This window comes from Plastoroseomonas hellenica (genome assembly GCF_018129085.1).
Taxonomy (GTDB): Bacteria; Pseudomonadota; Alphaproteobacteria; order Acetobacterales; family Acetobacteraceae; genus Plastoroseomonas; species Plastoroseomonas hellenica.
Genome location: NZ_JAAGBB010000003.1, coordinates 166773 through 179899, shown reverse-complemented (window position 1 = coordinate 179899; position 13127 = coordinate 166773). Strand labels below are relative to the sequence as shown.

The 13127-nt window shown below is 70.0% G+C and carries 14 protein-coding genes; 11 read left to right on the top strand and 3 right to left on the bottom strand.

Going from position 1 to position 13127, the window contains the following annotated elements; translation table 11 throughout:
- Positions 1-5: 5 nt before the first annotated feature.
- Complete coding sequence (gene minD, locus GXW71_RS03680; RefSeq protein WP_211851037.1) at positions 6-824, top strand: septum site-determining protein MinD; 819 nt, start codon at positions 6-8, stop codon at positions 822-824.
- Positions 824-1102 (top strand): cell division topological specificity factor MinE, encoded by a 279-nt coding sequence (gene minE / locus GXW71_RS03675; RefSeq protein ID WP_211851036.1) that lies wholly within the window; start codon positions 824-826, stop codon positions 1100-1102. Before minD ends, minE begins: the two co-directional genes overlap by 1 nt.
- Positions 1103-1104: 2 nt before the next feature.
- On the opposite strand, the gene GXW71_RS03670 is transcribed toward minE, so the two are convergent.
- Positions 1105-2007: an ABC transporter substrate-binding protein gene (locus GXW71_RS03670; protein WP_211851035.1), complete on the bottom strand. Its 903-nt coding sequence runs from the start codon at positions 2005-2007 to the stop codon at positions 1105-1107.
- A gap of 90 nt (positions 2008-2097) precedes the next feature.
- Here GXW71_RS03670 and GXW71_RS03665 point away from each other — a divergent pair, with 90 nt between their 5' ends.
- From GXW71_RS03665 to GXW71_RS03655, 3 genes are all read left to right on the top strand, one after another.
- Positions 2098-3066: a Bug family tripartite tricarboxylate transporter substrate binding protein gene (locus tag GXW71_RS03665; protein ID WP_211851034.1), complete on the top strand. Its 969-nt coding sequence runs from the start codon at positions 2098-2100 to the stop codon at positions 3064-3066.
- Positions 3066-4661, top strand: coding sequence for a gamma-glutamyltransferase family protein (locus GXW71_RS03660; RefSeq protein WP_211851033.1), 1596 nt, complete (start codon positions 3066-3068; stop codon positions 4659-4661). Before GXW71_RS03665 ends, GXW71_RS03660 begins: the two co-directional genes overlap by 1 nt.
- Positions 4662-4925: 264 nt before the next feature.
- Positions 4926-5369, top strand: a complete 444-nt coding sequence (locus GXW71_RS03655) for an SRPBCC family protein (RefSeq protein WP_211851032.1) — start codon at positions 4926-4928, stop codon at positions 5367-5369.
- 49 nt (positions 5370-5418) lie between these two features.
- Here the strand turns inward: GXW71_RS03655 and GXW71_RS03650 are convergent, their stop codons facing one another.
- Positions 5419-6390 carry a Gfo/Idh/MocA family oxidoreductase gene (locus tag GXW71_RS03650; protein WP_211851031.1) on the bottom strand — a complete coding sequence of 324 codons (972 nt, stop codon included), beginning with the start codon at positions 6388-6390 and terminating at the stop codon, positions 5419-5421.
- Between the two features lie 82 nt (positions 6391-6472).
- Here GXW71_RS03650 and GXW71_RS03645 point away from each other — a divergent pair, with 82 nt between their 5' ends.
- The 6 genes from GXW71_RS03645 to GXW71_RS03620 all read left to right on the top strand — a co-directional run bounded on the left by GXW71_RS03645 (position 6473) and on the right by GXW71_RS03620 (position 11568).
- A complete protein-coding gene (locus GXW71_RS03645) occupies positions 6473-7246 on the top strand; it encodes an enoyl-CoA hydratase/isomerase family protein (RefSeq protein WP_211851030.1) in 774 nt (257 codons plus the stop codon).
- 204 nt (positions 7247-7450) lie between these two features.
- Positions 7451-8362, top strand: coding sequence for an NAD(P)-dependent oxidoreductase (locus GXW71_RS03640; RefSeq protein WP_211851029.1), 912 nt, complete (start codon positions 7451-7453; stop codon positions 8360-8362).
- Between the two features lie 103 nt (positions 8363-8465).
- Positions 8466-9428: a Bug family tripartite tricarboxylate transporter substrate binding protein gene (locus GXW71_RS03635; protein ID WP_211851028.1), complete on the top strand. Its 963-nt coding sequence runs from the start codon at positions 8466-8468 to the stop codon at positions 9426-9428.
- Between the two features lie 72 nt (positions 9429-9500).
- A complete protein-coding gene (locus GXW71_RS03630) occupies positions 9501-10499 on the top strand; it encodes a Bug family tripartite tricarboxylate transporter substrate binding protein (RefSeq protein ID WP_211851027.1) in 999 nt (332 codons plus the stop codon).
- A gap of 68 nt (positions 10500-10567) precedes the next feature.
- Positions 10568-10879, top strand: coding sequence for a putative quinol monooxygenase (locus tag GXW71_RS03625; RefSeq protein WP_211851026.1), 312 nt, complete (start codon positions 10568-10570; stop codon positions 10877-10879).
- On the top strand, positions 10879-11568 hold the full coding sequence (locus GXW71_RS03620) for a molybdate ABC transporter substrate-binding protein (protein ID WP_211851025.1): 690 nt from the start codon (positions 10879-10881) through the stop codon (positions 11566-11568). Before GXW71_RS03625 ends, GXW71_RS03620 begins: the two co-directional genes overlap by 1 nt.
- Before the next feature lie 92 nt (positions 11569-11660).
- Here GXW71_RS03620 and GXW71_RS03615 read toward each other — a convergent pair whose 3' ends face one another.
- Complete coding sequence (locus GXW71_RS03615) at positions 11661-13103, bottom strand: amidohydrolase family protein (protein ID WP_211851024.1); 1443 nt, start codon at positions 13101-13103, stop codon at positions 11661-11663.
- Positions 13104-13127: the final 24 nt, after the last annotated feature.

The following is a 13127-nucleotide window of genomic DNA, read 5'->3' as shown; positions in this document are numbered from 1 at the left end:
CAGGCATGGCAAAGGTCGTCGTCGTCACCTCCGGCAAGGGAGGCGTGGGCAAGACCACCAGCTCCGCCGCCTTCGCAACCGGCCTCGCGCAGCGCGGCAAGAAGACGGTGGTGATCGATTTCGACGTGGGCCTGCGCAACCTCGACCTCATCATGGGCGTCGAGCGGCGGGTCGTCTTCGACATCGTGAACGTGATCCAGGGCGAGGCGAAGCTCAACCAGGCGCTGATCCGCGACAAGCGCGTGGACACCCTGGCGATCCTTCCGGCCTCGCAGACCCGCGACAAGGACGCACTGACCAAGGACGGCGTCGCTGGGATCATCGAGGAGCTGTCGAAGGACTACGACTATATCCTCTGCGACAGCCCGGCGGGCATCGAGAAGGGCGCGCTGCTGGCGCTCTACTTCGCCGACGAGGCGATCGTGGTGACCAATCCGGAAGTCTCCTCGGTCCGCGACTCCGACCGCATTCTGGGCGTGCTGCAGTCGAAGTCGAAGCGCGCCGAGGAGAAGAAGGACGCGGTGAAGGAGCATCTGCTCGTCACCCGCTACGACCCCGCCCGCGTCGAGCGCGGGGAGATGCTGAAGCTCGAGGATATCCGGGAGATCCTGGCGATCCCGCTGCTCGGCGTGGTGCCGGAAAGCGAGAGCGTGCTGCGCGCGTCCAACACCGGAACGCCGGTGATTTTGGATGCGGAAAGCGTGGCGGGACAGGCCTATGCTGATTCCGTGGCGCGGTTCCTGGGGGAGGAACGGCCGCACCGCTTTTTGGACCCTGAGAAGAAGGGTCTATTCAAGCGCCTGTTCGGGGGGAGGGCTGCCTGATGGGATGGCTCGATATCTTCCGTGCCCGCAAGCCGGAAGGGGGGAGTACGGCGACCGCGGCGAAGGAGCGGCTGCAGATCGTGCTGGCGCATGAGCGGGTGAGCCGCACGCGCGAGGATTTCCTGCCGAAGCTGCAGCAGGAGCTGGTCGCGGTGGTCGCGCGCTATGTGTCGATCGATCCCGGCAAGGTCGCGGTCAACCTCGACCGCGGCGGCGACATGTCGACGCTCGCGATCGAGATAGAGTTGCCGGGACCGAAGGTCGCCGTCGCGCGCTAGAGTCAGGCCAGCGCCGCTTCGGTCACCTCTTCGGCCACCAGCCCTGCGAAACCCGGCGTCCGAGAGATCGCGCCGGCTGACAGCATCGCTGTCTCCAGTCGCGCCAGAGCCTCCGGCGGGAAGCGTGGCGTCTCCGTCCAGATGCCGAGCGACCGGTAGCGCCCGATGCAGCGAGCCAGCAAGCTGGGCACCATGTCGGGGAAGAAGATCGCGATCTCCCGCGCGCATTCTTCATCGCTCGCATCCACGAACCAGGCGAGCGTCGTCGCCAGCCCCCGCACCATCGCCTCGAATTCCCGCCGCCGCGCCGCGATGATGTCGGTGCGTGCGTAGAAGGCGGTGTAGCTGGTCGGTCCACGCGACGCCTGTGCATACCAGACCGCGCAGCCCGCATCCTCGAGCCGCGTGGCATAGGGCTCGAAGAGCTGGGCGCAGTCGATGGTGCCGGCAAGCAGCGCCGCGGCATTCGCATCCATCCCCGCATCGGCCACCCGCCGGATGCTGTCGGGATCGAGCCCGGCGCGGCGGATGTCGTCCTGCAGGGTCCACCAGGGCGTCGGCACCTCGCTCACCGTTCCGAAGGTCAATGCCGCCAGGTCGGTCAGGGCGAAGTCCGGACGCGGGGCACGGCCGAGGATGAGGAAGGGGTCGCCCATCACCACCGCACCGAACAGCCGCAGCCGGCAGGCGGGATCCTTGTCATGCGCCAGCAGCAGGCGCATCGGGCCGCCCCAGGCGAGATCGGCTTCCCCGCCCAGCACGACATCCTTGGCCAGTGACGGCACGGCGCCGGACAGCAGCCGTACCTCCACTCCCTCCGCCGCATAGGCGCCGCGTGCCAGTGCTGCGTAGAAGGGCGCGTAGAACACCGCCCGGAAGGGCTCCTGCAGGGTAACGGGGTGCATCGCGTCGGCTCCGATGTATGCTGGCATACAGCTTGCCCATACAGCTTGCCTGAGCCGCGCGACGCCGCAAACTGCCCGGAGCCCCCGCCGATGCTCGCCCGCCGCCAATTGCTTGTCGCCGCCCCGGCCCTGATGGCGCTGCCCGCCGCTGCCCAGGATCGCTACCCGTCGCGGCCGATCCGCATGATGGTCCCGGTCGGCGTCGGCGGTGTCACCGATGTGGTGGGCCGCATCCTGGGCGACGGCATGAGTGCGATCCTCGGGCGCCCGGTCGTCGCCGAGAACCTGCCCGGCGCCGGCAGCACGGTCGGCGCCGCGGCGTTCCAGCGCACCCCGGCGGATGGGTACTCGATCCTGATCGTCACCAACAATCATCCGGTGATGCGGGCGGTCTATCCCAACTTCCCCTACGACCCGGTCGCAGATTTCCTGCCGCTCGCGCTGGTCGCGCGCCAGCCCTTCGTGCTGGCGGTGCACCCGAGCGTGCCGGCACAGGATGTCGCGGGGCTGCTCGTCTGGTTGCGGCAGCGGGGCGAAGCGGCAAATTACGGCGCCACCAACCCGGGTGCCACCAATCATCTGGCGGGCGAGCTGTTCAAGCAGATCACCGGCGGCAGCTTCACCATCGTGCCCTACCGCACCGCGGCCAATGCGGTGCAGGACCTGGTGGCCGGCCGCATGAACTTCACCATCGACAGCCCGACCATGCTGACGCCATTGATTCGTGACGGGCTGGTGCGCGGCCTCGCCGTCTCCTCGCCTGACCCTTCGGCGCTGGTGCCGGGCCTGCCGAGCCTCGCGCGGTCCGGCGTCGCGGATTACGACCTGACCGCCTGGCAAGCGCTCTACGCCAAGCCCGGCACGCCGCCCGAGATCGCCGCCATGCTGTCCGCTACGGCGCGCCGGGTGCTCGCCGATCCGGCGATCCAGCAGCGGCTGGCGACCGCCGGCGTCGAAGTCTGGCCGGACACCTCCCCGGAGGCCGCCACCGCGCATGTCCGGGCGGAGGTGGCGCGCTGGGCCCCGATCGTCAGCCGCATGAACCTGGGAAGCAACTGATGTACCCGATGCCCCGCGCTTTTCGACCGTTGATCATGGGCCGCCATGGCGCGGTCGCCACCAACCACCCGGTCGCGACCCAGGCCGGGCTCGACGTGCTGCGCGCCGGCGGCAATGCCGCCGATGCCGCAGTCGCGGTGGCGCTGACGCTCGGCGTGGTGGAGCCGCATATGTCCGGCCTCGGCGGTGACGGCTTCTACCATGTCTGGGATGCGGCGCAGGGCAGGGGCCGCGTCTTCAACGGTTCCGGCGCGGCGCCCATGCAGGCCACGGCCGCGCATTACCGTGCACGCGGCGGCATTCCGCTGCACGGGCCGCTCTCGGTCTCCGTCCCCGGCATGTATGCCGGCATCTCCTTGCTGCACGCGAGCTGCGGCCAGGCGCGGCGCGCGACGCTGTTCGGCGCCGCCATCGAAGCGGCACGCGACGGCTTCGCCGCGACTCATGCGCTGCGTCACTTCATCGATGCGCAGCGGGCGCGCCTGCCGGCCGGGTCGCACTCCGCCGCGATCTTCCTGCCGGATGGGGAGCCGCCCGCGCTGGGTGGCGTGCTGCGCCAGGAAGCCCTGGCCGCCGCGCTCGCTGCCCTGTCGGAAGGGGCGGATTTCGCCGGCCTGCTGGCGCGCGGCGCCGCCGCTGCCGATGTGCCGCTGACCGAAGCCGACCTCGCCGACATGCGCGCGGAGGAGGTCGATCCGATCGCCGTGCCCTATCGCGGCTTCACCATCGCGCAGACGCCACCCAACTCGACCGGCTTCACGATGCTGCAGATGCTGCGCATCCTCGACCGCTTCGATCTCGCCGCACTCGGCTGGGACAGCGCGGCGCTGATCCATCTCATGGTGGAAGCCAAGAAGCGCGTCTTCCTCGACCGGGAGGCGCATGGCGCCGATCCGCGCGGCCGCGACATCCCGCTCGCCATGCTCCTCTCCGAAGCGCGCGCCGCCGAACATGCCGCCGCCATCGACCGGGACCATGCCGCCCATCTGCCGCTGAAACCGGAGCAGGGTACCGGCGACACGACCTATTTCTGCACCGTCGATGCCGCGGGCAATGCAGTCTCCGCGATCCAGAGCCTCAATTCTCCCTTCGGCTCCGGCGTCATCGCCGGCGAATCCGGCGTGTTGCTCAACAACCGCATGAGCTACTGGCATCTGGAGGAGGGCCATCCGAACCTGCTCACTCCGGGCCGCCGCGTGCGGCACACCATGAACGCCCCGATGGTGCTGAAGGATGGCCGCCCCTGGTGCGTCATCGGCACGCCGGGCGCCGACAACCAGGTGCAGGTCAACACCCAGGCGATCGTGGCGCTCTGCGATTTCGGCTTCGATCCGCAGCAGGCGGTGGAGCTGCCGCGCTGGAGCTCCTCGCAATATGGCCAGCCGGCCAATTACCCGCATGATGGCGACGACACCCTGACCATCGAGGAAGGGCTGGCGCGGCACGCGCCGGCGCTCGAAGCGCTTGGCCATCGCGTGAAGGTGGTGGCGCCGCTCGAAGGTCCCTGCAGCCTGGAGGCGATCCGCATCCTGGAGAATGGCGTGCGCATGGCCGCCTCCGATCCGCGCCGCGACGGCTGGGCGGGCGCCTACTGAGCCGGGCCGGATGGAAGGCGGGCTGGCCGCGGCGGCGAGGGGCATCCGTGGAAGCCGGCCTCTGGCGTAGACAGGCTTCGTCGGTCACAGCCGTAGCGGTCCGTCCTGCCCGCTGCGGGTGCGCTCAGCAAATCTGAGATCCCGTGTCGGATTGGCGCAGTCCCGTTCGTCCTTGGGGCATGGATCGGCAATGAGAGCCCGTGGACGTCACTCTGGTTCTGCCGATACCGGATCTGTTCCGTCAATTCATGAGGATGAACGAAGATGCCCAGCACCATACGCCTGCACCGCGTTCTCGCGACCAGCCCGGAGAAGGTCTATCGCGCGTTCCTCGAAGCGGACGCGCTCGCGAAATGGCTTCCGCCCAACGGCTTTGCCTGCACCGTGCACCACCTGGAACCGAAGGTCGGCGGCACGTTCAAGATGTCCTTCCGGAACTTCACGACGGGCCAGAGCCACGCATTCGGCGGTGAATATGTCGAGCTCGTCCCGAGCGAACGCCTGCGCTACACGGACAAGTTCGACGATCCCAATCTGCCCGGCGAGATGCAGGTGACCGTGATCTTGAAGAAGGTGTCGGTCGGCACCGAGCTGGATATCGAGCAGGCGGGCGTCCCGGACGCCATTCCACCCGAGGCTTGTTACCTCGGGTGGCAGGACTCGCTTCGGAACCTGGCAAGGCTTGTCGAGCCGGAGATCAATCAGTAGCGCATCGGGATCGAGCGAAGGCCGCGGGAGCTCGACGCGTGGGTTCACGCTACGCCGGCGCGGCGAGGATCGCCTCCACCACCTGCTGCACCTCGAAGGCCTCGCGCAGCGTCGCGAGGCCTTGCGCCTCGCCGCGGGTCATGGCCGCGACCTTGTCGAGTTGGCCCTTCAGCACCAGCGGCCGCATGCGCTCGTTCGGCAATGCGTCCGGCGCCTGCTGCCAAGTGCCGTCGGGAGCACGCCGCTCGGCGAATGACCAGTCGCGCAGGCGGACCGCACCACCCGGCGCATCCAGCGTCCAAGTGTTGTGGTCATCCTTCAGCGTGACGCCGACGCCGCCGGCCAAGGCCACCGCGACGCCCCCCGCCGTCAGCCGCGCCGCGGTCGCCGTCTCGGCGCGGCCAGGCGCGTCGAAGCGGGTGCGCGCTTCCTCGAGCGCCAGCGGCCCGAGCTGGCGCCGGGTCAGGAACAGGAAGTGCGACACAACCTCCCGCGTGAAGCCGCCCTGGGCCGGCTTGTCGAGCCAGCCATGCGCGTCCCGCTGCCAACCGCGGGGCCAGGCCGCGAAGAAGCATTCGATGGCGAGCGAGCGCGGCACGCCGATCGTCTCCCGCCAGGCCGCGAGTTGCGCGACGGCGGGGGAGGAGGCCATCGGGAAGTTCACTGCTGCGCGGGCAGCACTGCGTTCCGCCTCCGCGACGAAGACTTCCGCATCCGCGGGGTTCGTGGAGAGGGGCTTCTCCAGGAAGGCCGCGCGCCCGGCCGCCAAGGCAGCGCGTGCATGCTCCAGGTGGCTGGCGGGCGGGGAGGCGATATAGAGGCAGTCGCAGGCGGTGATCACCGCGGCGGCGCTGCCCAGCATCGGCACGCCGGGCGCGATGGCGGCGAGCCGCGCCGCGGCCTCCGGCGCCGGATCCCAGACCGCGACCGGGCGGAGGGTCGCCGGATCGTGGTTGAGCGCGGCGCGCAGCAGGCGCTCGCCCATGATGCCGAAGCCGATGATGCCGAGTGCGACGCTCATTCTCTGGTCCCCCATAGCGAGGCCTCTCTAGCGTGGTATCCGCCGGCGCGACAGGATGCGGCGAAACACGGAGGAATGCCCGATGGCCGAGGATGACCCGCTGCTGCGCTCGCGTGAGGGTGCGGTGCTGCGCGCCACCTTCAACCGGCCCGCGCGCCGGAATGCGCTGAACGGCGCCCTGTTCGGCGCCCTGGAAGACCTGATCGCCGATTGCGCGGCGGATCGCTCGATCCGCGCCGTGGTGCTCGCGGGTGCCGGCGGCCATTTCTGCGCCGGCCTCGACCTGACCGAGCTCGCGGAAGGGGAAGCCGCGCTGGCCCGCAACCGACGCATGGGGGCGATCCTCGCCGGGCTTTCCGGCCTGCCGCAGGTGGTGGTCGCCGCGGTGGAGGGCGCGGCGCATGCCGGCGGCCTCGGTCTCGCCTGTGCCGCCGACCTGGTCTTCGCCGCGGCCGACGCCCGCTTCGCGGCACCGGAGACGCGGCGGGGGCTAGTGGCGGCTCAGATCCTCCCCTGGATCGCTCGCCGCACCGGCCGCAGCGAGGCCGCGCGGCTTGTGCTGCAGGCGCATGTCGTCGATGCGGCCGAGGCGGCGCGCATCGGCCTCGTGCATGGCGTCGCGCCGGATGCGAAGGCGCTTTCGGCCCTGGTCGGCGCGGTGCTGCGCGACGTGCAGCAAGGTGCGCCCGAAGCACTGGCCGAGACCAAGGCGCTGCTCGCAGCCCTCGGTCCCGTGGTGCCGGATGGCTATGCCGAAGCCGGCGCCCAGGCCTTCGCGCGCTGCGCTGCCGGCAGTGAGGCAGCGGAGGGCATCGCAGCCTTCCGCGCCAAGCGCCTACCCGTCTGGGCGAGCTGAAGCCCGGCAGCACACGGCCGCAGGCCGCCAACCAGTTCCTGCGGAGCGCGACCAACAGCCGACGCCAGTACAGCCCTGACAGCGCGCGCGCCAAGCGCGTGGATGCGCGCGCCGGCGCTTGAGGCTGGCAATACGCCTCGGCTTGCCAGCGCCCTGGCGCGCACCGAAGATGATCCGCATCAACACAAGGGGAGGGATGCCGTCATGGCTTCCGACGCCGCACCCGCCACGATCGGGTTCATCGGCCTGGGCATGATGGGCCTGCCCATGGCCCGCTGCCTTCTGGCCAAGGGCTTTTCCCTGGTCGCCTGCGACAGCGCCGAGGCGGCGCGCGCGGCACTCGCGGAAGATGCGCCGGAAGGACGCCTGGCCTTCGCGCCTTCGCCATCCGGCGTTGCCGAGCTCTGCAACCTCACCCTGCTCATGCTGCCGAACAGCGACATCGTCGCCCAGGTGGCGGAAGGCGAGGGCGGCCTGCTGCCGGCGCTGCGCGAGGGCAGCGTGGTGGTGGACATGGGCTCCTCCATCCCGGCGGAGACGCGGCGCCTCGCCCAGGTCGCGGCCGCCCGCGGCGCCTCGCTGATCGATGCGCCGGTCTCCGGCAGTGTCATCAAGGCGCGTGCCGGCACGCTCGCCATCATGATCGGCGGTGACGACGCCGCCTTCGCGGCCGCTGAGGCGGCGATGCGCGCGATGGGCGAGAAGATCATCCGCACCGGCCCGGTCGGCAGCGCCCATGCCATGAAGGCGCTGAACAATTACGTCTACGCCGCCGGCCTGCTGGCCGCGACCGAGGCGCTGCAGATGGCGGACAAGCTCGGCCTCGACCTCAAGGTCTTCACCGATGTCCTGAACGCCTCCTCTGGCCGTAACGTGGCGACCGAGACCAAGCTCCGGCAGGAGATCATCTCCGGCCGCTATGCCGGTGGCTTCCAGCTCGGCCTCATGCGCAAGGACCTGGAGACGGCGGGCGCCATCGCCGCGGAAACCGGCATCGATGCCGAGGCTCTGGCGCTCTGCCGCCGCATCTGGGAAGCGGCGCTCGGCGAACTCGGCCCCAAGGCCGACAACACGGAACTGCACCGCTTCCTGGAGCGTGATCGCTTGAGGCCTTAGGCCGAAAGCGTGAATCACGCGACCGAACAAGGAGCTGGGGCATGACCCACGAGCGTCAGCGAACGGATCACGCCCCAGCGGGCAAGGGAGAGAAAGTGACCTCATGATCGGGACCATCACCCGGCGCACCACGCTGGCGACGCCCTTCCTGCTGGCCGCGACGGGAGCCAAGGCCGCCTGGCCGGATCGCCCGATTCGCATCGTCGTCGCCTTCCCGGCCGGCAGCGTCACCGACAGCCTGATGCGGCTGGTGGCGGAGCCGCTCTCGCGCGAGCTCGGCCAGGCGGTGGTGGTGGACAACCGCCCCGGCGGCAGCGGCGTGATCGGCACGGAATCTGTCGCGCGCAGCGCCGCCGACGGCCATACCATGGCGATCCTCTCGGTCACCAACGGGGCGCTCAACCCTTATCTGATCCGCCGCCTGTCCTATGATCCGATCCGCGATTTCGCGCAGATCGGCTTCCTGGCCGAGGCGCCTTATCTGCTCGTCGTGCCGAACAGCTCCCCGGCGCGCAGCGTCGCCGAATTGATCGAGCTGGCGAAGGCGCGGCCCGGCGCGCTGACCTTCAGTCATGGCAATGCCAGTTCGCTGATCGGCAGCGAATCGATCAACCGTCTGGCCGGCGTGCAGATGACGCCGATCCCCTATCGCGGCGGGCCGGAAGCCCTGACCGACGTGATGGCCGGCCGCGTCGACAGCACCCTGACCGATTTCGCCAATGGCCTGGCCCAGGTGCGCGAAGGCCGGGTGCGGGCGCTCGGCGTCACCACGCCGGAGCCTTTCCCGCTGGCGCCCGAGATCCCGCCGATCGGCGCGACGGTGCGCGGCTTCGAGCTGATCGTCTGGTTCGGCCTGGCCGCCCCGGCCGCGACGCCGCAACCGGTGATCGCCCGTGCCAACGAGGCGTTGAACAAGGTCCTGGCGCAGCCCGACCTGCGGGAGCGTCTCGGGCGGCTCGGCTTCAGCCCGCGCGGCAGCACTCCGCAAGAATTCGAGAGCTTCCTGCGGGGACAGATCGAGACCCTGGGGAGGCGCGCCCGGGAGGTCGGATTGGAGCCGCAATAGCCGGCCGATGCCGGGCCAGGGTTAATACAGGTTGGTTGAACGACCGGCGGCGAAGTGGCATTCGCTGCCGCCATGATGCAAGCACCCCCCATCCCCCGCCGCCTGCTGCTCGCCGCAGCCCTGGCGACCCCCAGCGTCGCGCGTGCCCAGGCCTGGGCACCGTCGCGCCCCATCCGCCTGGTCGTGCCGATCGCGGCCGGCGGCGCCATGGACCTAACGGCCCGCATGCTGGGCGAGCGGCTGCAGCCGATCCTCGGCCAGACCATCGTGGTCGAGAACCGCGCCGGCGCGGGTGGCAATATCGGGGCCGAATCCGTGGTGCGGGCCGAGAAGGATGGCCACACCATCATGATCGCGGCCGCCAATACGCTCGCGGCCAACAAGTTCCTCTATGGCACGCGTATGAGCTTCGATCCGCTGCGCGACCTGGCACCGATCAGCCGCGTCTCTTCCGGTACCATCCTGCTGGTGGTCAACGCGCAACGCCCCTGGCGGAGCTTCCAGGAATTGGTGGCCCATGCCCGCGCCAATCCCGGCGTCATTACCATGGGCAGCAGCGGCACCGGCACCACCAGCCATCTCGCCATCGAGAAACTGAAGCGTGTCCTCGGTATCGACATCACCCATGTGCCCTATCGCGGCGGCGGACCGGCCATCCAGGACCTCGTTGCCGGCAATATCGACATGATGTTCGACGTGATGCCGGCGTTGATGCCGCATGTGCGCGAAGGCCGTTTCCGCGCGCTGGCGGTCGGCTCCGCCGGCCGCGTCACCTATGTGCCGGGCGTCGAGACCATTCCCTCGATGGATGAGCTGGCGCCGGGCAAGGGGATGAACGCATCGGTCTGGTACGCGGTAGTGACGCCGACCGGCCTCGCCCCCGCGGTCACCCAGACCCTGTTCGACGCCATCACCCGCGTGGTGCGCGCACCCGATTTCGGCGCCCGCCTGTCGCCGCTCGGCTTCGAAGCGGTCACCGACGAAAGCCCGGCCGCCTTCGGCGCCTTTTGGCGTTCGGAAGAAGCAGTCTGGCGCGAGCTGGTCGAGATCAGCGGCGCCCGCGCGGACTGACAGGCCCGCGCCTTGCCGGCCTCTCTGGCGTGGCGCAGGATCGCGCCACGCCAGGAGGGAAACGCACCATGATCCACGTGCTCGCCATCATCACCGCCAAACCCGGCAAGCGCGAGGAGATCCTCGGGCATTTCCGCGCCAACATGCCGGCGGTCCATGCCGAGGATGGCTGCATCGAATATGGCCCGGCGGTCGATGTGCCCGAATTCGGCGCGATCCAGACCGCCTTCGGGCCGGACACCTTCGTCGTCATCGAGAAATGGGCTGATGAGGCCGCGCTGAAGGCGCATGGCGCCGCGCCGCATATGGCCGCCTATGCCGCGAAAACGCGTCCCTTGATCGAGACCCGCGTCATCCATGTGCTGAAGCCGGCTGCCTGATGGCGGCGCCGCTCCGCGTCCTGACGACGCTCGGCCTGCAGAAGGTCATCGAAGGCGTGCTGCCGCAGCTCGAAGCCGCCGCCGGACGGCCGCTCGAGCTCGGCTTCGGCCCGACCCAGGTGCAGCTCCAGCGCCTGGCCGAAGGCGCCGCGGCCGATGTCGTCATCGTCACCGAAGCCGGCATCGCCGGGCTTGCCGCCAAGGGCCTGGTCGATCCCGCGAGCCGGGTCGATCTCGCACGGTCCGCGGTCGGCGCGGCGGTGCGCGCCAAGGCGCCGAAGCCGGACATCGGCAGCGTCGAGGCCCTGGTCGCGACGCTGCGCGCGGTGCCGTCCATCGTCTATTCGAAGCAGGGCGCCAGCGGCATCTTCTTCGCCGGCCTGATCGAACGTCTTGGCATCGCTGATCTCGTCAACGCGAAGGCGACCATCATCCCGCAAGGCTTCACCGCCGCGCTGGTGGCGCGCGGGGAGGCGGCGCTCGCCATCCAGCAGATGAGCGAGCTGATGGCCGTCGAAGGGGTCGACATCGTCGGGCCGCTGCCGGACGCGGTGCAGGAGAAACTGGTCTTCTCCGGCGCGGTGACGACGGCCAGCGAGGCGCCAGAGGCCGGGTACGCCCTGCTCGCGGCGCTGGCCTCTGCCTGCACACCGGAACGGCTCGGTGCCAGTGGGCTGCGACCGGTCTGACCAGACCACGCGGCCGCAGGTTGCCATCGGCTCCGGCGGCGCGAGGCAAGCCGACGCCCGAGACCGCGAATGCAGCCGCCGGCGCCTGATGCCTAGATAAACCCCAGCGACAACGGCGCGATGGCATCACCGTCGCGGCCGCGATAATCATGGCCGGCGGCGTCGCGCAGCATCTTCGCCTGGCTCTGGGCCAGGATGCCCGCCGCCTCGCTGACGTCCAGCCCGACCGGCCTGCCATTCGCATAGATCGCGTTGCCGCCGACGAAGACATGGCGCACGGCGCGGTCGGCGGCGTGGAAGACCAGGCTGCGCAGGGGATCACGCGGCGGCGCCATCAGCGGATGGCCGAGATCGACCAGCACGCAATCCGCCTTGGCGCCGACCGCGAGCCGACCGAGATCGCTCCGCCCCAGCGCGTCCGCCCCACCCACGGTCCCGGCATGAAAGACGCTCGCGGTATCGGCGGTGCTGAGGTCATGGGCGGCATTGCGTGCCAGCAGGAGGGCCAGCCGCATCTCCTCGATCAGGTTATGGGGCGCGACATCTGTGCCGAGCGCCATGCGCACGCCGGCGTCGCCATAGCGCCCGAAATGCTTCAGATGCTCGCCATAGCGCGCGAAGGGGGAAGGGCAATGCGCCACCGCCGCGCCACGCTCGGCCATCAGCGCCACGTCGCGGCTGCCATGCCAGCCGATCGAGGGATGGTCGTCGGTGAAGATCGCATGGCCCAGGATGCTGCGCGGCGTCAGCAGCCCGAGACCGCCAGCCCATTGAATCGGCGTGGTGCCGTGCCGGCGGATCATCTCCCGGACCTCGACCACCGCCTGCGCGATATGCGTGGTGAAGGGGCGTCCGGTCGCTTCCGCCAGCGCGATGGAATCGCGCAGCAGATCCTCCTCCACCGTATCGATCTGCGCGGGAAAGACGATGCCCGAGAGCCGGCCGGAAAGATCGCGCTCCGCCTCGTCCATGATCGCCTGCGCCGCCTGGAAGCCGCGCCTGCCGGCCGCCGGATCCCAGTGCCATTCGACGGTCTGCGGCGCGCTCATGCCCCAGCGCGCGGAGGCATAGCCCGGCCCGACCCAGACCCGCAGCCCGCTCTCCCGCATCACATCCATCCAGCCCTCGAAGGGGGCGGAGAGATCGACCACGCTGGTGACGCCGGCCGACATCAGCTCGGCATAGGCGAGGCGCATCGCCGCGTCGCGCCCTGCCGCATCCAACCGCATGGACTGGCTGCGTTCGAAGAGGCCGGTCATCTGCTGCTCGGGGACGCCGTGATCCTCGCGCACCCCACGGAAGCCGGGCTCCGTCGTCGGATGGGTATGGACGTTCACGAGGCCCGGCATCAGCAGCATGCCGGCACCGTCGATCACCGCTGCGTCGCCCCGCGCCATCGGGTCATGCGGCCCGATCGCCACGATCGCGCCGTCCCGGATCAGCATGTCGACGCCGCGCGCATAGGCATGTCGCTGCGCCGCAGCATCCCACAGCACCACCCAGTCGGCATTCCGGATCAGCGTTGCGCCCGCCATCGCAGCCTCCCCCCGTCGCTCGAG